Annotated in this window: 18 protein-coding genes and 1 tRNA gene; 5 read left to right on the plus strand and 14 right to left on the minus strand. The window is 34.4% G+C overall.

From position 1 onward, the window contains the following. Positions 1 to 337: 337 nt before the first annotated feature. The 4 genes from E7274_RS10010 to E7274_RS10025 all read left to right on the plus strand — a co-directional run bounded on the left by E7274_RS10010 (position 338) and on the right by E7274_RS10025 (position 4,916). On the plus strand, positions 338 to 1,579 hold the full coding sequence (locus E7274_RS10010; RefSeq protein ID WP_304175669.1) for a serine/arginine repetitive matrix protein 2: 1,242 nt from the start codon (positions 338 to 340) through the stop codon (positions 1,577 to 1,579). Further along, the gene (locus E7274_RS10015; RefSeq protein ID WP_304175671.1) at positions 1,579 to 2,211 is read left to right on the plus strand and encodes a CHC2 zinc finger domain-containing protein; all 633 of its coding nucleotides are present in this window, start codon (positions 1,579 to 1,581) and stop codon (positions 2,209 to 2,211) included. Before E7274_RS10010 ends, E7274_RS10015 begins: the two co-directional genes overlap by 1 nt. Further along, positions 2,168 to 3,523 carry a virulence-associated E family protein gene (locus E7274_RS10020; RefSeq protein WP_304175673.1) on the plus strand — a complete coding sequence of 452 codons (1,356 nt, stop codon included), beginning with the start codon at positions 2,168 to 2,170 and terminating at the stop codon, positions 3,521 to 3,523. The genes E7274_RS10015 and E7274_RS10020 overlap by 44 nt, the downstream gene beginning before the upstream one ends. A 109-nt stretch (positions 3,524 to 3,632) precedes the next feature. After that, positions 3,633 to 4,916, plus strand: a complete 1,284-nt coding sequence (locus tag E7274_RS10025; RefSeq protein ID WP_304175675.1) for a tyrosine-type recombinase/integrase — start codon at positions 3,633 to 3,635, stop codon at positions 4,914 to 4,916. A gap of 14 nt (positions 4,917 to 4,930) precedes the next feature. Here E7274_RS10025 and E7274_RS10030 read toward each other — a convergent pair. The 14 genes from E7274_RS10030 to rpmH form a co-directional block, all read right to left on the minus strand. Next, positions 4,931 to 5,004: transfer RNA gene (locus tag E7274_RS10030), tRNA-Arg, on the minus strand. Positions 5,005 to 5,195: 191 nt separating this feature from the next. Then, complete coding sequence (locus E7274_RS10035; RefSeq protein WP_304175676.1) at positions 5,196 to 6,071, minus strand: DUF3881 family protein; 876 nt, start codon at positions 6,069 to 6,071, stop codon at positions 5,196 to 5,198. Between the two features lie 10 nt (positions 6,072 to 6,081). Beyond that, positions 6,082 to 6,573 carry a DUF4446 family protein gene (locus tag E7274_RS10040; RefSeq protein ID WP_304175678.1) on the minus strand — a complete coding sequence of 164 codons (492 nt, stop codon included), beginning with the start codon at positions 6,571 to 6,573 and terminating at the stop codon, positions 6,082 to 6,084. Positions 6,574 to 6,599: 26 nt separating this feature from the next. Next, positions 6,600 to 7,490, minus strand: coding sequence for a ParB/RepB/Spo0J family partition protein (locus E7274_RS10045; protein WP_033152514.1), 891 nt, complete (start codon positions 7,488 to 7,490; stop codon positions 6,600 to 6,602). Between the two features lie 2 nt (positions 7,491 to 7,492). Next, positions 7,493 to 8,263: a ParA family protein gene (locus E7274_RS10050; protein ID WP_304175681.1), complete on the minus strand. Its 771-nt coding sequence runs from the start codon at positions 8,261 to 8,263 to the stop codon at positions 7,493 to 7,495. 301 nt (positions 8,264 to 8,564) lie between these two features. Beyond that, positions 8,565 to 9,032, minus strand: a complete 468-nt coding sequence (locus tag E7274_RS10055; RefSeq protein ID WP_304175683.1) for a hypothetical protein — start codon at positions 9,030 to 9,032, stop codon at positions 8,565 to 8,567. A 36-nt stretch (positions 9,033 to 9,068) separates the two neighbouring features. Next, positions 9,069 to 9,788 carry a 16S rRNA (guanine(527)-N(7))-methyltransferase RsmG gene (gene rsmG / locus E7274_RS10060; protein ID WP_304175684.1) on the minus strand — a complete coding sequence of 240 codons (720 nt, stop codon included), beginning with the start codon at positions 9,786 to 9,788 and terminating at the stop codon, positions 9,069 to 9,071. A gap of 66 nt (positions 9,789 to 9,854) precedes the next feature. Further along, positions 9,855 to 11,741: a tRNA uridine-5-carboxymethylaminomethyl(34) synthesis enzyme MnmG gene (gene mnmG, locus E7274_RS10065; protein WP_304175686.1), complete on the minus strand. Its 1,887-nt coding sequence runs from the start codon at positions 11,739 to 11,741 to the stop codon at positions 9,855 to 9,857. A gap of 106 nt (positions 11,742 to 11,847) precedes the next feature. Further along, complete coding sequence (gene mnmE, locus E7274_RS10070; RefSeq protein ID WP_304175688.1) at positions 11,848 to 13,218, minus strand: tRNA uridine-5-carboxymethylaminomethyl(34) synthesis GTPase MnmE; 1,371 nt, start codon at positions 13,216 to 13,218, stop codon at positions 11,848 to 11,850. Positions 13,219 to 13,366: 148 nt separating this feature from the next. Beyond that, entirely contained in the window at positions 13,367 to 13,996 is a 630-nt protein-coding gene (gene jag / locus E7274_RS10075) for an RNA-binding cell elongation regulator Jag/EloR (protein WP_304175690.1), read from the minus strand. 13 nt (positions 13,997 to 14,009) lie between these two features. Next, positions 14,010 to 15,281, minus strand: a complete 1,272-nt coding sequence (locus tag E7274_RS10080; protein ID WP_304175692.1) for a YidC/Oxa1 family membrane protein insertase — start codon at positions 15,279 to 15,281, stop codon at positions 14,010 to 14,012. Positions 15,282 to 15,298: 17 nt separating this feature from the next. Beyond that, on the minus strand, positions 15,299 to 15,511 hold the full coding sequence (yidD, locus tag E7274_RS10085) for a membrane protein insertion efficiency factor YidD (RefSeq protein WP_090395199.1): 213 nt from the start codon (positions 15,509 to 15,511) through the stop codon (positions 15,299 to 15,301). A 20-nt stretch (positions 15,512 to 15,531) separates the two neighbouring features. Continuing rightward, a complete protein-coding gene (gene rnpA, locus E7274_RS10090) occupies positions 15,532 to 15,870 on the minus strand; it encodes a ribonuclease P protein component (protein WP_044939259.1) in 339 nt (112 codons plus the stop codon). A gap of 48 nt (positions 15,871 to 15,918) precedes the next feature. Then, on the minus strand, positions 15,919 to 16,053 hold the full coding sequence (gene rpmH, locus E7274_RS10095; protein WP_015550658.1) for a 50S ribosomal protein L34: 135 nt from the start codon (positions 16,051 to 16,053) through the stop codon (positions 15,919 to 15,921). A 471-nt stretch (positions 16,054 to 16,524) separates the two neighbouring features. On the opposite strand from rpmH, the gene dnaA reads away from it, so the two are divergent. Continuing rightward, a complete protein-coding gene (gene dnaA, locus E7274_RS10100; RefSeq protein ID WP_033152525.1) occupies positions 16,525 to 17,910 on the plus strand; it encodes a chromosomal replication initiator protein DnaA in 1,386 nt (461 codons plus the stop codon). The last annotated feature ends 80 nt before the right edge of the window (positions 17,911 to 17,990 follow it).

The following is a 17,990-nucleotide window of genomic DNA, read 5'->3' on the forward strand; positions in this document are numbered from 1 at the left end:
CGCAGCTCTTTGATGGATTGTAAAGGCAAAGCCTTACGCAAGGTATTGGAGTAAGACTCCGATCGGGATGCAAGGGCAGAGCCCTGCTGGGGTGCAGGGGTAAAACTCCCGCTCGGGTCCAGGGTGAAGCGCATGGGCAGATCCAAGGTGCAACCTTGGCCCAATGATGTGTTGCATGCGACACATTGTATTGGGTTATATCCTGTCGCGCTTCGCTTAGAACAGGTGCGGCTTCGCCGGAAATCTAAAGCAACTAATTATTATTTTTAGCCACTAGATTTAAGAAGGAATCGGATAAAACCGGTTCCTTTTTTCGTGGCAGAAAGGAAGGAAAGAAATGAAAAAAGTAAGAGCAACAAGACACAACGGCAGAAAAGGAAAGGAGGGAATTTTTAAAGCCGGGCATAATGACAGATCCTTTGACTTGGATAATGCGGATCACATCGACAGAGACAGATGTTTTATGAATGTCTACTGGGATTGCTATCAGGGATTTAATATCGCTGATGAAAATGGGAACCGTCCTGAAAGGAAGTATAACTTCGATGAAATTGAACGGGCTTTCTATGAAAACAATTTTTTGGATTCCATTGATGCTCAAAATGAGCGACATCGTAAATCCAGACACACTGAAAGAATTCGTGAAGTAGAGGCTATTCTAAAAGATCCTAAAACATGTCCTGAAGAAACTATTTATCAGCTTGGCACGAAAGATGGTCATGAAGATCCAGCTTTATTTACCAAGGTTGTAGCTGAACTAATCCAAGAAATTGAAAAGTTATATGGCTCAAATATCAAAATTTTAGATTGGGCACTTCACATGGATGAAGGAACACCTCACATTCATGAACGACATGTTTTCTTTGCTGATGATAACTACGGAATGAGTTTTCCAAAACAAGATAAAGCACTTGAAGTCCTTGGGTTCGAAAGACCTGATCCTGCTAAAAAACAAAGCAAACACAATAATCGGAAGATGGCTTTTGATGCAAAGATCAGATCTTTATTCATCGACATTGCTGAAAAGCATGGCATTACGATTGAGGAAGTTCCGTTGGAGGGAAAAACCCATTTGGAAAAAAATGACTTCATTATAGCCAAGCAGCATGAAGAGATAGCTGCAAATGATGCTTATATTGAGAATCAATTATTAAAAATATCCGATATTGATGCTTTGGCTGCTGATGTTGCTGAAAAAGCATATGAAAAGGCATGTGAAGTCGTTACTGACACCGTCAAAGAAGAGACTGTCAAATCAGATATAGAGATTATCAGTGCTTATCAAAAATGGTTTACAGCACCTGAACGAAAGAATTCTCAGGAGCATAAGACTCTTGTAAAAAAAGTTTTGGATGTGATTATAGATAAGCTTGCTCGTAACAAAGCCGTTCTTCTTGAAAGAGTCAGAAGCGTCTTAAATTCTCCAGATGTGAAATCAAAAAACAAAACTGAAATCACAAAAACAGCAAAAGAATCTCTTTTAGCAAGACTTCAACAAACCAAAAGTGAAGTTAATAGAAGCAATTCTTCCAAAAATATTATTTCTAAAAACAAGAGAAAAGATATGGAGGAGCGCTGATGGGAATTTTCGATGTTATTCGTGAAAACGTAACAGCCAGGCAGGCGGCTGAGTACTACGGAGTTCATGTCAATCATAACGGAATGGTCTGTTGTCCATTTCACAATGACCGACATCCCAGTTTGAAACTTGATAAAAGATTTCATTGTTTTGGCTGTCAGGAAGATGGAGATGCAGTTGACTTTGTAGCGAAGATGTTTGGACTGAGAACTATAGATGCTGCAATTAAGATTGCTGAAGATTTTAATTTGGCTGTTGATTTTCAAAAGAAAGAATCAGCAAAAGAACGTAATGCAAGAATTCGCCTAGCCAAAGCTAAAGAACATGAAAATAAAGTGAGACGTGGTTATGCAGAAGAAATCAGACAGTTTCGATTGAAGCTGTCTGATTTCTTTCAAACCTTCCATTACTGGAATCTTGAATATGCACCAACAGAAGATGAATGGAATGCCGGAACTATCGATGAGAGATATATTGTCGCTGCTAAGTTTATTGATCAAGTTGGCTATATTCTGGAAGTCATTGATTTCGGTAACGACGATGATATTTTTGAAATTTACAAAAATAGAGAGGAGATAATTAGCAAATATGAACGAGAAATTACCAATGCTCAGCAAAGAGCAGCTAGATGAGGTAGGTAAAGAACTATTGCCGGTTGAAAGTCTTAGAGAGACTCTTGAACTAAATGAGAAAGGAAACCCAAAAGCAACCTTGGCAAATGTAGTAAGGATCTTGAAACAGGATCCTTTTTTTATTGGGGCAATTCGACTGAATGAATTTACCGGAAGAATTGATGTTGTTAGAAATCTTGGTTGGAAGCGTGAACAAGATACTTTGGATGACACTGATATGGCATATATCGCTCTTTATATAGAAGAGAATTACGGAATCAGCTATAACAATGCACTCGAAAAAGCTATTCAGGTCGTTGCTAACGAAAACAGATACCACCCAATCAGAGATATTCTTAACAGTCTTGTATGGGATGGAAAGCCTCGTCTGGAAAATATGTTGACTCATTTTTATGGTGTTGAAAAAACAGAACTTGTCACAGAATCCCTGAAGATTTTCTTGCTGGGTGCAGTTAGCAGAGTGTTTACCCCCGGATGTAAATTTGAAATATTTTTATGTCTTGTAGGGGATCAAGGCATTGGCAAATCAACGTTTTTCAGATTCCTTGCAATTAAGGATGAATGGTTTTCAGATGATTTAAGGCGTCTTGATGATGAAAAGGTTGTAGTAAAGCTTCAAAGCCATTGGTTCATTGAAATGGCTGAAATGCTTACTATGCTTAACTCAAAGCATGATGAAGATATTAAAAATTTCTTGAGCCGACAAAAGGACACTTATCGAACGCCTTATTCTAAGCATCCCAAGGATCCTAAGAGGCAGTGCGTCTTTGGAGGAACATCAAATAAGCTTGAGATTCTTCCTATGGATAAGAGTGGAAACAGGAGAATCATTCCTATTGAGACTCATGGAGATAAGGCCGAGGTGCACATTCTTGCTGATGAGGAATACTCCAGAAACTATATATTACAGGTCTGGGCAGAAGTTATGGAAATCTACCGAAGCGGCAATTTTTCTCTTACCCTTCCAAAACATCTTGATTCTGAACTGGCTAAGTATCAGCAACGATTTACTCCTGAAGATAATGATCAGGAATCGATAGAATTCTTCCTTTCCAACACTCATGAGAAATATGTATGCGTAAAAATGCTCGCATATGAGGCTCTTGGATATTCTCAATATGATCAGCTGAAGAAAAGCGATTCTAACAAAATATCTGAAATTATGCATCACAATCCTGACTGGGAGGCGATCGGAACGCGAACTGTATCCAAATATGGACGAGTCCGTGCATGGCGAAGAAAGAATGATTCCATTTCGGATGAATGCTTTATAGAAGCTCCCGAACAAATGGAAATACCATTTAACAACTAAATAATCGCAACTACTAATGTAGCAACCAATTACAGCAACTAACCAAAAAACTTTTTTGGAAGGTTGCTGTTGTTGGTTGCTTTTTTTATGTATAAAAGGAGACAAACTATTGAATTTACAAAATATTAAAGACGATAGACCAATCATTCTTGATGATAATACTACTTTACGTCCGAGGGATTTACAGCTATTATTTAGCTGTGGTATGGAAAGCGCCAAGGTAAATGAAATGATTACAGAGGCGAAACGTAACTATGTAAAGTCAAAACATTCCAGAGCAATTTTCCAGTTACCTCCAAGCAAGAGCTGGAAAAACGGATGTTATAAGACTTACGTGTATGTTGATTCAAAAAGAAAGGAGATCACATCCAGTACAGAAGATAAGCTTATAGAAAAGCTATATGATTTCTATTATGAAGAGGAAAATAAGGTAAAAACTCTGGAACAGGTCTTTGAACTGTTTATGGACTATAAGAAGAACTGCTTAAATCGGCGTGATAAAACTATTATTACTGACCGAACCCGTTTTAAGCATGTATCAAAGGCGCTTCTTGAAATGGATATCAATAAAATCACTGATGAAGATATCAGAAGATTTATTGTTACTGAGCTTCTTCCCAATAATCCTAAGCCAGCCTTTATTAAAAGAATGATTCAATCTCTAGGTGCTGTCTTTGAATATGGTATTAAGAAGAAACTATGCTTTGATAATCCGGTTCGTTATATAGAAGCTCAGGATTATTACAAGCAGTGTGACCAGCATACCAAGACTGATGAGGAAAAAGCATTTTCAAGTGAAGAACTTGCCTTGATAACGGAAGATGCTAATAAGTATCTGGACAATCCTAGAGTTTTAATGTCACTTCTTGCCAAGGAAACCGGTATGAGAGCTGGAGAGCTTTCTGCATTGCATGTTGAGGATATCGGGGATGATTTTATCCATGTTCACAGACAGCAGATAAAAGAATCTGAAGGTGATCATAACAGACTGATTGAGGTTGGATACACCAAAGATGAGCGCATGCATCCTCATAATGGAAGATTTATTCCAATAACAGAGGATGCAAGACGTGTGATTAGCCTAGCGATGGCTATTCCAGGTGAATCACAATATCTTTTTCATGATACAAACTGCTCCAATATGGTTCCAACCGATGGGTATGTGCACAACCTTAGGAAACGTTGCAAGAGACTTGGCTGTGTACCGACTAATAATCATGCTTTTCGTATGGCTTTTAATTCAAGGCTGATTGAAATGGGCTTTTCTGCTTCTGACAGAGCCCTAATCTTAGGACATGAAGTTCAGACCAATGAAGCACACTATTCTTTGACTGACAAAAGAAAGCTAAACGATATAAAAGAGCGTCTAACACAAAATAAAGAGGAGCCCTAATAGGCTCCTCACAGCGTCCACGAGAGGATTCGAACCTCCGACACCCGCCTTAGGAGGGCGGTGCTCTATCCAGCTGAGCTACGTGGACTTATAAACAAAAGAATACTATGTATTCTCTGTTATCCTTATTTAGTTTTACTCACTCAAACTCACTCACTTGAGCTTCTCAAATTTCCCATATTTACGCGGTTTTTAGGCCTTTACCTTCCGCTTAGGAGGCGGACGCTCTATCCAGCTGAGCTACTCAAACGCGACAACTATTTGATTTTAATCTAAAGCTTAAGAAAAATCAACAGTTCCCTGTAGCCAAATAATGCCTTTAAAACGGCGTCCTATTGTAGGTTCTCCATATAAATTATTCTTGTTTATGCACACTTCAAGAACTACATCGTTACTTTCTACTACAAGCAGATATAATTCCTCCATTGTGAGATGATTTACAACAGATTTAACATCAAGAATGTCACCCATAATCTCGTATTTGTCATTCTCTATTCCGTAAGGCATAAAAAAGCTTGTAACAACACTGAGAATGTCTTCTCTTGAAACTCTTCTTGTAATACGCTGATATAAATCAATTTCATCCATGGTAAGGCTTTCGAGAGCTTCTTCATTCCCCTCTCTAGCCTGCTCTACAAGATCAATGCGTTTTTTGTTATTCATTTTCTCTTTTATTCGACTTTTTTCATTATCGTAAAGAGGAAGAATAACCTTTCCTTCCAATGATAAAGCAGCTAATCTTATATCACGCTTGACACCCTTGCTATTTGCAGTATTTCTTCTTAGATACTCTCCCATGTTTTGGAGATGAAAAATCAGATTAACTCCTAATCTAACTTCATCTACCATAACATGATAGCATTCTTTATCAGATTGCTTTATTACATCCACTTCATTATTGGATGATATACTCTCACCAAGATAAGTTGGATAATAGTAATCTAATATAAATTCATCATTATCGTTATAGATTCCGCGCAAAACAAGTCCAACATTGTCTGCCACCATATATCTAAGCTCAACAAACTGATTACCTTCGAGATCTATTGCAGACTCCTGGTAATCAGGTCGAAGAATTATTTCTTGAATAAGATTATTCAGTGTTTCTTTATTAAGTTTACTAAATCCAATTGCTGGTAAAAATTTATGCATCATATACCGTCCATTAAACATTTAAAGCTTGATTAAGAGCCTGCTCCTCTTCTTCTGCAAGTTGAATTATAGAATTGCCATCTATAATCTCCTTAACATAAGTGTAGCAACCCTCTCTTGAATGCATCGCATTAATAATATAACCAGAGTTTTTCTCATTAAGCATGCAAAGTGAAAAGCTAAGCTTTCCACCCATCTCGTTAAATGCATCGTATTTAACGAGACCAATTTTTTGGAAGCAATCCTTCATATTTTTGAAAATTGCATCAATATTTCTTTCATTGCTAGCATTTGCTTCTATAAGCTCATCTACCTGCTCTAATCTGTAAATAAGTGTATCTTCTAATGATTTTGCATCGCTACCCTGCATAAAGATTTTATATCTCTTTTTAAGCTTATGCATTTGCACGATAAATACAATTAAAAGTATTGTCATTATCAGAACTAGTGCTGCAAGTCCTATTACGATGTAGTCTGTACTAATTCCAAGATATTGTTCTATCATTATTATTTCTCCAATCGAACGTATGTTTATTTTATAGATTCAAGTAAATCAACGATTCTGTTAAGCTCATCCTGAGAATAATACTCGATTTCAAGCTTACCTGACTTATTATCTTTTGCATTGATAAATACTTTTGTTCCAAGAACGCCCTTAAGCTTTTCCTGTGTCTGCTGATATACAGCAGCAAGCTGAGGATCAAGACCAGCAGCCTTAGATTTTTTATCAGCCTTGTCGTTTAAGAGCTTCTTTACCTCACGCTCTACATCACGAACTGACATTTTTTCATCGAATGCTCTCTCAGCGAATTCATACTGCTTATCCAAATCTGTGATTGCAAGCATTGCTCTAGCATGACCTGTTGTAAGCTTATCATCTACAATCATATCCTGAACACGCTTATCAAGCTTCAATAATCTAAGAGCATTTGTAATAGTAGTGCGGCTCTTTGAAACTCGCTCTGCTACTTCATCCTGCTTAAGCTTAAACTCATCTATAAGTCTAGCAAAAGCCATAGCTTCTTCGATTGGGTTTAGCTGTTCACGCTGAATATTATCAATGAGGGAAATCTCTACGAATTCCTGCTCACTAAGATTCATAATGATAACTGGTACTTTCTTAAGACCAGCGATTCTAGCAGCTCTCCATCTACGCTCGCCACCGATTAACTCATAATATGAACCTCTATCCTGAACAAGAAGTGGATTGATAATTCCATGAATTTTAATATTTTCTGCTAAGTCCTGTAGCTTATCTTCGTCAAAGTTTTTTCTAGGCTGAAGCTTGTTTGGTTCAACCTTATCAATTTCTACTTCAACTGGAGCACCGTGCTGTTCTGGGTTTGCTACTACTACACCCTCGTTCTTATTAACAATAAGGGAATCAAGTCCCTTACCTAATCCTCCCTTTTTAGCTGCCATAATTATAAATCCTTTCTTCCAATGATTTCTTTTGCAAGATTACGATAGCTTTCTGCACCAGCAGACTTCTCATCATATAAGTTAATTGGAAGTCCATGAGATGGAGCTTCTGCAAGTCTTACATTTCTAGGAATGATTGTCTGATATACTTTTGCATTAAGATTATTCTTAACTGTATCAACAACATCAGAAGAAAGATTTGTTCTCTTATCGTACATTGTAAATACAACGCCATCAATTTTAAGCTTTGAATTAAGTCTCTGCTGAACAAGGTCGATTGTATGAATCAACTGGCTAATACCTTCAAGTGCGTAATACTCACACTGAATTGGTACAAGTACAGAGTCTGCAGTTGTCATAGCATTAATAGTTAACATATTCAAAGATGGTGGACAATCAATAATTACATAATCGAAGTCATCCTTTACATAGTCAACTGCATTTCTAAGAATATATTCCTTTTCATTAATACCAAGAAGCTCTATCTCCGCTCCGGCCAAGTCTACATTTGAAGGAATAATAGTAAGGTTTGGAATATTTTCCACCTTATACATACATTCTTTAATACTACATTGATCAAGAACTAAGTCATAAACAGTATTCTCACATTCATCCTTATCAAGACCAAGTCCACTTGTTGCATTTCCCTGTGGATCAGTGTCTATAACAAGAACCTTTTTACCTGCTTCAGCTAAACATGCTGAAAGGTTAATACTTGTAGTAGTTTTACCAACTCCACCCTTCTGGTTGGCTATTGCAATTACTCTCTTCATTTATTGTCTCCCTCTTTTATAGTTTAGTATTTAAATTTGTGAACAGTAAAATTATATCATTCCAATATATTCAATTCTACCAAGAATTTTTGTTTTGGTTTGCAATATATTGATGTTTGTTTACTAGATATTGATAAATTATATATCTTTTAGAAATGTTTCACGTGAAACATTATTTATAAAAATAGCAATATATAGAAGTTGATTCAAAAATCCTTATACAATATTTTGTGTTTAATATCCTTACATATAGAAAATGTTTCACGTGAAACATTTTCTATATGTAGTTTTAGTAACTATTTTATAGATTAGAAATTAAATTTTCCAATTCAATTTTTGCTCTATAAGGATCTAAAACGATAATATCTTTAATAGAATTAAGCTGATTTTTAATATTATCATCAATATTATTTTCAACTATAACTTGATTATTAGAATCAGATGGTCGATTTATAACTGCAGTATTATTAATAAGAGCATTAATCTCTACTAATCTACTATCGTAAAACTTCATTTTTTTTGTTTTATTACTCATTTGAGATTCTAATTCAGAAAGAATTTGACGAATTTCTGCAGCCTTTTCATTATTTTTTGCATTAATATCTCTTGGAGTAAACTCAACAAAATAAGACTCATTAGACTCTTCTAATACATTAAGAAACTTTTTTTCTTCTTTTATCTTAGTTTCTAATAAATCCATATCTTCTTTTAACTGTATTTTTTCAGAAATAAGTTCTTCCTGATATTTTTTTAGGAAGTCATTTACCATAAATCATCCCCCATATTAATGTTTCATGTGAAAATATTACTTTAAAGGTTCCTTACTAGGAGTACCAGCTTTTCTAGGATAAGCCTTAGGTGTAGATTTTTTCTTATCAATAATAATAAATGATCTACTAATATCAGTATCAGGAAGAGAAAAATATATAGGTTCTTCCATAGAGCCACCTAATTTTTGAATAGCATTTTCAGATAAAGATACCTCTTTTTTTATATCACCTGATTTAAAACTAATAAAATATCCATTGAGTTTTACTAATGGTAAACAGTACTCGGATAATGTACTAATATTAGCAACTGCTCTAGAAACAACTAAATCAAACTGCTCTCTGTATAGTTTGTTTCTACCAGCCTCTTCTGCTCTTGCATGAATAAGAGTAACATTCTTTAATCCTAATGCATCTACTACTTCTTGAAGAAATTTGATTCTTTTATTTAAAGAATCAATCAATGTAAATTGAATATTAGGATAAGCAATAGCCATAGGTATACCTGGAAAACCTGCTCCTGTTCCAAGGTCACATACTGTATTAATGTTTGATGGCATAACTTTACCTATAGATAAACTATCAGCAAAATGCTTTACAATAACTTCATCAAACTCTGTAATAGCAGTAAGATTCATTACCTTATTTTTTTCAACTAACATTTCATAGAATAAATCTAGTTGATTAATTTGATTATCATCTAAAGTAAGATTCCAATCAATAATTGTATTCTTCAAATATGAATAATCTCTACTCATAAATCTCCTATAATAAAAAATTGTATTGTTTTGAGGGTATATAGAAGTACCCTTAAAACAGACCGATTATTTTTCTTTACTCTTATAAGTTTCCAAATAAACTAAAAGTACTGAGATATCTGCAGGACTTACACCAGAGATTCTTGATGCCTGTCCAATGTTAGCTGGTCTAAGTTTTGTAAGTTTTTGACGAGCTTCAATTCTTAAACTAGAAACATCATCATAATCGATATCTGAAGGAATCATCTTTGACTCAAGCTTTTTGAACTGAGCAACTTGCTTAGCCTGTCTTGTAAGATATCCTTCATACTTGATGTAAATATTAACCTCTTCTCTTACCTCATCAGATAGCTCTGGTCTATCTGGATCAATAGGAGCAAGCTTGTCATAATCAAGCTCTGGACGTCTAATCAAATCTACTAGCTTAATACCATTTGAAAGAGGAATACTTCCATATGATTCAAGTAGAGCTTGTACTTCTTTTCTAGCACCAATATTGATTTCTTTAACTCGAGCAACCTCTTCTTCGATTTGACGCTCTTTTTCTACCACATGATCATACCTATCTTTAGGTAATAAACCTACCTCGTAACCAATTTTAGAGAGGCGTAAATCTGCATTATCCTGCCTAAGTAGTAGTCTATACTCTGCTCTTGATGTCATCATACGATATGGTTCCTTAGTTTCCTTTGTAACAAGGTCATCAATAAGAACACCAATATATGAATTAGATCTATCAAGAATCATTGGTTCTTTTCCAAGTAATTTTAACGCTGCATTGATACCTGCAACTAATCCCTGAGCCGCAGCCTCCTCGTATCCGCTACTACCATTAAACTGACCAGCAGCAAAAAGACCATCAATATCCTTAAACTCAAGTGATGCTTTTAACTGAGTTGCTTTAATACAATCATATTCTATCGCATATGCGTTACGAACAATTTTACAATTTTCAAGACCAGGAACTGTATGGTACATAGCGTACTGAACATCCTCTGGCATTGATGAACTCATGCCACCAATATACATCTCATTTGTATTAAGACCTTCTGGCTCTACAAAAAGCTGATGTCTATTCTTATCAGCAAAACGAACTACCTTATCTTCAATACTTGGACAGTATCTTGGACCAGTTCCTTCAATTACACCAGAATACATTGGCGATCTATCAAGATTAGCTCTAATAATTTCATGAGTCTTTTCATTAGTATAAGTAAGATAACATGGAACCTGTTCAATCTGAACATCTTCTCTATTGGTACTAAATGAAAATGGAACAACAGGATTATCACCAAGCTGGATTTCCATCTTAGAATAATCAATAGAACGACTATCAACTCTTGCCGGAGTACCGGTCTTAAAGCGGTTCATTTCTACATTATTATTCAATAATGATTGAGTTAAATGGTTAGCTGCCTTTAAACCATTAGGACCAGTATGTTCAATTACATCTCCGTACAAACATCTAGCTCTAAGATATGTACCTGTACAAATAACTACTGCTCTTGCATGATAAATAGCTCCAGATAAAGTCTTAACACCAGCAACCTTTTTACCATCCATAATAAGTTCAGTAACTTCAGCCTGTCTAAGTGTAAGATTATCAGTATCCTGCATTGTCTTTCTCATTCTAAGAGAATAAGCACTTTTATCAGCCTGAGCTCTAAGTGAATGAACAGCAGGTCCCTTAGAAGAATTGAGCATCTTTGATTGAATAAATGTATGATCAATATTGATACCCATCTGTCCACCAAGTGCATCCAACTCTCTGACAAGATGACCCTTTGAACTACCACCAATATTAGGGTTGCATGGCATTAAAGCAACTGAATCCATGCTAACAGTAAAACAAATTGTATTTAATCCCATTCGTGCTGATGCAAGAGCTGCTTCACAGCCAGCATGACCTGCACCTATAACAACTACATCATAGGATTCTTCAACTACAGACATTTTATTACTCCTTACATAAAATAATGAAAAACTGCCAATTATAATCGCCTTTGGCGATGGGCAGTTTTGTAATTATTAAAATCATCGCAAAGCTCGATTTTAATAATTATTTTCCCATACAAAATTCTGAGAAAATTTTATTAGCTAAATCATCATCAATTGTTTCACCAGTAATTTCACCTAAATAACTATAGGCATCCATCAAATCAATAGAAAAGAAATCTTCTGGCATCATATTATCGATACTTGTAAGTACATTTTCTAAACTACTCTTTGCATTAGAAAGACAAGCAGCCTGACGAGAGTTTGTAATGTATAAAGTATCATCACTGCGAACCTCACCATTAAAGAACATATCAGTAATAGTAGATTCAAGAGTCTTAAGTCCATCAAGGCTTACTGACGAGAATGAAATAACGCATTTATTATATTTATTGTATATTTCTTCCTCGTTAATTACTGATGAGAGGTCGGATTTATTTAATAAAATAATGACTTTTTTATCCAAAATTTTATTGATAATGAACTCATCATTTTCATCAAGAGGTCTTGAAGAGTCCAATACAAATAAAATTAAATCTGCATCATCAATAGAATCAATTGCTTTATCAACACCAATCTTTTCTACCACATCATCTGTTTCACGAATACCAGCTGTATCAATGATATTTAAACTAACACCATTGATAGTAATCTGCTCTTCCAAAGTATCACGAGTGGTGCCAGGAATATCTGTAACAATTGCTCTCTCTCTTCTTGATAAAGTATTGAGCAAAGAAGATTTTCCTGCATTTGGTTTTCCAAGAATAAGAGTATTGATACCTTCTTTTAAAATATGACCAGAATTAAATGAATCTATTAATCCATCGACAGTATCAATAATTTCTTCAACCTTGCCTTTAAGTTTTTCCGGATAGCCAGTTAAATCATAATGCTCTGGATCATCTAATGCTGACTCAATAAAAGCAGTTTCATATAAAATCTTATCGCGTAGACTAACAATAATTTTATTTAAAGAACCAGAAAGCTGCTTAATAGAATTTTTCATAGCAAGCTCTGAATTTGAAGAAATCAAATCCATAATAGACTCTGCTTCTGATAAATCAATACGTCCGTTCAAAAAAGCTCTCTTTGTAAACTCACCTGGTTCAGCAATACGTGCTCCAGCTTTAACCAAAAGAGATAAAACTTTTTTAAGAACTAAAATGCCACCATGACAATCTATTTCAACAACATCCTCAGTAGTATAACTACGAGGAGCTTTCATGATAAGTACAAGTACTTCATCTACTATCTCATCACCAGAATAAATATGACCATATTGAATTGTATGACTATCGCAATCTTTTAATTTATTCTTACCTCGAAAAATAGTGTCTACAATAGAAATAGAATCTTCGCCACTTACACGAATGATACCTATTCCAGAACTATTCAAAGATGTAGCGATTGCAGCAATAGTATCTGACTGGTACAAATCAAACCTCCAAATTAAATCAATAAATATAATTATAAATAACACTTAATTATAAAATACTATTTAAAATAATATTTATCTAGATTCTTTTAAAAACAAAGAGAAGGGTTAGTCCAAATAAAAAGACTAACCCTAAAAAAATCAAAAATTATTTCTTAAGAGTAATAACTACATAACGATATGGCTCTTCACCCTCTGAATGAGTTGTAACATTATTATCGTTCTGAAGAGCAGAATGAATAATGCGTCTCTCATAAGGATTCATAGCTTCAAGAGTAACAGACTTCTTTGTTCTCTTAACTTTGCTTGCCATATTTCTTGCAAGATTTTCAAGAGTTTCTTTTCTACGACGTCTATAATCTTCTGTATCGATTTTTACTCTAGTATAATTTTCTGATGAACGATTAACTGCAAGATTTGTAAGATACTGAAGTGAATCAAGTGTCTGTCCACGCTTACCAATTAAAACACCCATCTCTGGACCAGCTAAATCAATAGAAAGAGTTTTATCTTCTTCATCAAATGACATTGAAATATTAACTTCAAGCTGCATTGCTTCGAAAACTCCTTCAAGAAATTCCTTAGCAACTTCCTTTGGATCTTCATCAGCAGAAATAACAACTTTAATAATTGCATCCTTTGAACCAATTCCAAGGAAACCTGTACTTCCCTCTTCAACTACTTCATATTTAATCTGATCAGATGTAACACCTAAACTAACAGTAGCATTAGTAAGTGCATCATCAACAGTTTTACCTGTAAATTCTTTGAATTCCAAGATTATTGCCCCCTTACTTATTATTTTGTTCATTGAAATCTTTTACAAGATTTGCTTTTGCAGCAAGTGAATTAGGATTAGCTTTTGATCTTAACTCATTAGCTGCATTTATTGCTTCTTCATTATTTTTTACAAGGTTTGCCTTGTCAGCCATAGAAGAAGACTTTGTAGACATGCGAGCTGCTTCATAAATCTGAGCCTGACGAATGCCACGCTTTTCAGCCTTTGCAGCTGCTTTATCCTTATTCTTTTCAATAATACTTTCAAGATCAATCTTCTCAAAATGCTTATTTAAGAAGTACTGCTGTGTAATACGAACTACACCACCGACAATCCAGTAAAATACAAGACCAACAGGAACAGTAAAACCAATGAAAAGAGACATTAAAGGCATCATAAGATTCATTGTCTTCATCTGCTGTGCCATCTGATCTGATTGTCCCTCAGTGTTTGTAGGCATAAGCTTAATTGTAGCAAGCTGTGAAAGATATGAAAGAAGTGGAACCATTAAAGCAGCAATGATTAAACCAAAATCTTTTCCAGCCCAACCAGTCTTAACAAGGTTAAGTGGTGTATCAGAAATATTTAAAATGAATAAATAGTTAATCTGCTCAAGCTTTGCAACAACAGAATCGATTGATGAAGATAAGCTAGGAAACTTATCAGCAACCTCAGCCCATCCTGAAGCAGGAAGCTTATACAATACATCAACGATAAAGTTAGAAACAGCATCAGAATCTGCAGATGCAAATTCAGGTGTCTGCTGTAATCTGATTCCAGCATCATCATAGATAGTCTGCATTGTAGTAGCAAAACCATCAGTAGCTACAATACCATTAACTAATTCTGTAAAAATGTTCTTAACAGAACCAATATAAGCAGGTACATTATAGAAAACTCTATAAAGTGCAAAAAGAATAGGCATCTGAATTAACATGTAAACACAGCTACCAGTAGGTGAAATGCCATACTTATCATATAAAGCCTGTGTCTCTTCCTGCTGCTTTTGCATAGTTGCCTGGTCTCTAGAACCTTTGTACTTATCCTGAATAGCCTTCATCTCAGGCTGCATCTTACGAGTAAGTACTGCAAACTTTTGCTGTTTGTATGTAATAGGAAACATACAAACATAAATAAGAATAGTAAAAATAAGGATTGTAAGAGCTATGTTTTCAATACCTAAACCAGCAAGAAGAACATAAATCTTATCCATAATCCATCCTAAAACCTTAGCAATAGGTCCAAGAATAGATCCACCGTAAGCGGTAAGAAATAAATCGCTCAATGTAAAACCTCCAGTTACTATGGAACCGGATCAAATCCACCATGAGAAAAAGGATTACATCTGATAATTCTCCAAAGAGCTAATCCACCGCCTTTAATAGCCCCATACTTTTGAACTGCTTCAAGGCCGTAGCAAGAGCATGTTGGATAATAAGGACACTTGGTAGTTTTCATTGGAGAAATATATTTTTGATAAAACTTAATTAAATATATAAATATCTTCTTCAACATAATAGAAACGACGATTCCATTTATTTTCGAGTTACCCTGTGAAGATTTGCAAGATGAAGTAAAGATTTTTGTATTTCATCAAAAGTTGCAGATGCACTGGCTTCTCTTGCAACGACTACAATGTCCAAACCACTATTGAACATCTCTTCATTAAGTCTATAACTTTCTCTTATCAGTCTCGTCAAATGATGTCGTACTACTGAATTTCCAACCTTTTTACTAACAGAAATTCCAATTCGATTTCGATCTGTATTATTATGGTAGATATACATTACAAGCTGTCGATTAGCTTTTGACACACCTCTTCTGTATACAGTTGTGAAGTCTTTATTCTTTTTTAGAGATTCACTAAATTCCATAACAAAAATTTTCCTTAAAATAGAAAGAAAGACCACATGGTCTGTGGCCTAAGCTGATAATTTCTTTCTTCCTTTTGCACGTCTTGCAGCAAGAACCTTACGTCCGCCTGCTGTGCTCATTCTAGATCTAAATCCATGAACTTTGGATCTCTGTCTCTTTTTTGGTTGATATGTCATCTTCATAATATATCCACCTCCTCTTTATGAGAAAACATCAGTTGAAATTATATAAGGAAAAGCCCATAAAGTCAATAATAAAAAGCATTATTATAATAATGAAAGAATGTGGATAACTAAAAAACACAAGATATAAATGAAATCTAAAATAAACAATACTAAATGTAGTATAAAATCGTAAAAAAAAAATTATTATTTATCTACATACTGTGGATAACCATGTGGATAAAATAGTAATAATTAACATTTTTCCACAAAAAACAGAAAAATATATGAATTTTAAAGGCTAAAATTGTGGAAAACTCTCTTCTATAACTGTGGATAACTCACAATATCAATTTTAAACGCTCAAATTCAAAAAATAAGCCATTTTAGCCTTTAAACTACCCCCTACACGTTTTTACACTAATTATTGAATAAAAGCCGTATTTAGGGTAGAATATAAAATAGTTTAAATGTGGATAAAAGGGAAATTATATGGAAGAACTTGTTAAAAAATGGGATGAAATCCTAGACTACTTAAAAAATGAGTATAAAGTCACTGATGTATCTTATGATTCTTGGCTTAAACCTCTAGAATTATTTCAAATAGAAGATAATAAATTATATATCATCTATAACGGTGATCAAAACAGTATGACACTTGGTTATGTAACCAGAAAGTTTACTACTCCACTTCGTATAACAATCGCAGAACTTACTGGAATTCAATATGATGACATCTTAGTTATATCTCAAGACAATGCAAACCAAATCAAAAAAGAAAAAAATATTGAACACATTAAAATAGAAGAAACACCTTCTTTTGAAGAAAAAAGAATGGGAAATTCTACTATTAATCCTAAGTTTACTTTTGATAATTTTGTCGTTGGTAGAAATAATAGATTTGCTCAAACTGCAGCTCTTGCAGTTGCTGAATCACCAGGAGAATTTTACAACCCACTATATATCTACGGTGGACCAGGTCTTGGTAAAACTCACTTAATGCAAGCTATTGGTAATTACATCGAAAATCAAAATCCAAACACTCACATATTATATGTAACATCAGAAGAATTTACTAACGAGGTTATTGAAAACCTTAGAACAAACAATAATGCTACTGCTATGCAGCGCTTCCGCGATAAATATCGTACAGTTGATGTTCTTATGGTAGATGATATTCAATTTATTATAGGAAAGGAATCGACACAGGAAGAATTTTTCCATACCTTCAATGCATTACATGCAATGGGTAAACAAATCGTAATTTCATCTGATAAACCTCCAAAGGACATGGAGACATTAGATGATCGTTTCAAATCAAGATTCGATATGGGTCTTATGGCTGATATTGGATATCCAGATTATGAAACACGTATGGCCATTCTTAATAAAAAGATTGAAGAAAAGAACTTTAATCTTGATGAATCAATTAGAAAATATATTGCAGAAAATATTCAATCAAACATTAGAGAAATCGAAGGAGCCCTTAACAAGCTTATTGCTTTCTCACGACTTGAAAAGATTGATATTACAATGGATATTGCTGAGAGAGAATTACAAAACTTCATCTCTCCTAATGTTTCAAGAGAAATTACTCCGCAGCTTATAATAGAAGTTGTTGCTGAGCATTTTAATATTACAGTTGATCAGATGGCATCTAAAAACCGTTCTAGTTCTGTAGTTAGACCTAGACAAATTGCCATGTACTTATGTAACACAATGACAGATTCATCTTTACAGGCAATTGGTCTTCTTCTTGGAGGAAGAGATCATTCAACAATCATCCACGGTGCAAATAAAATCGAAGATGAAATAGATAAAGATGAAAATACAAGAAACCTTGTAGAAACAATTAAGAAAAAGATTAATCCTAATTAATGTTAATAACTTGTTGATAACCCTTTGGATAAATTGTTAAAACCATGTTTATTACATCACATAACGGTTAATATTTGAAA

This window comes from Pseudobutyrivibrio ruminis, assembly GCF_015057245.1.
In the GTDB taxonomy this organism is placed as follows: Bacteria; Bacillota; Clostridia; order Lachnospirales; family Lachnospiraceae; genus Pseudobutyrivibrio; species Pseudobutyrivibrio ruminis_E.

Excerpts from the sequence above, each read along its gene's own strand:
- E7274_RS10010 (WP_304175669.1), top strand. The coding sequence starts at position 338 with ATGAAAAAAGTAAGAGCAACAAGACACAACGGCAGAAAAGGAAAGGAG.
- E7274_RS10015 (WP_304175671.1), top strand. The coding sequence starts at position 1,579 with ATGGGAATTTTCGATGTTATTCGTGAAAACGTAACAGCCAGGCAGGCG.
- E7274_RS10020 (WP_304175673.1), top strand. The coding sequence starts at position 2,168 with ATGAACGAGAAATTACCAATGCTCAGCAAAGAGCAGCTAGATGAGGTA.
- E7274_RS10035 (WP_304175676.1), bottom strand. The coding sequence starts at position 6,071 with ATGATGCATAAATTTTTACCAGCAATTGGATTTAGTAAACTTAATAAA.
- E7274_RS10040 (WP_304175678.1), bottom strand. The coding sequence starts at position 6,573 with ATGATAGAACAATATCTTGGAATTAGTACAGACTACATCGTAATAGGA.
- E7274_RS10045 (WP_033152514.1), bottom strand. The coding sequence starts at position 7,490 with ATGGCAGCTAAAAAGGGAGGATTAGGTAAGGGACTTGATTCCCTTATT.
- E7274_RS10050 (WP_304175681.1), bottom strand. The coding sequence starts at position 8,263 with ATGAAGAGAGTAATTGCAATAGCCAACCAGAAGGGTGGAGTTGGTAAA.
- E7274_RS10055 (WP_304175683.1), bottom strand. The coding sequence starts at position 9,032 with ATGGTAAATGACTTCCTAAAAAAATATCAGGAAGAACTTATTTCTGAA.
- rsmG (WP_304175684.1), bottom strand. The coding sequence starts at position 9,788 with ATGAGTAGAGATTATTCATATTTGAAGAATACAATTATTGATTGGAAT.
- mnmG (WP_304175686.1), bottom strand. The coding sequence starts at position 11,741 with ATGTCTGTAGTTGAAGAATCCTATGATGTAGTTGTTATAGGTGCAGGT.
- yidD (WP_090395199.1), bottom strand. The coding sequence starts at position 15,511 with ATGTTGAAGAAGATATTTATATATTTAATTAAGTTTTATCAAAAATAT.
- rnpA (WP_044939259.1), bottom strand. The coding sequence starts at position 15,870 with ATGGAATTTAGTGAATCTCTAAAAAAGAATAAAGACTTCACAACTGTA.
- rpmH (WP_015550658.1), bottom strand. The coding sequence starts at position 16,053 with ATGAAGATGACATATCAACCAAAAAAGAGACAGAGATCCAAAGTTCAT.
- dnaA (WP_033152525.1), top strand. The coding sequence starts at position 16,525 with ATGGAAGAACTTGTTAAAAAATGGGATGAAATCCTAGACTACTTAAAA.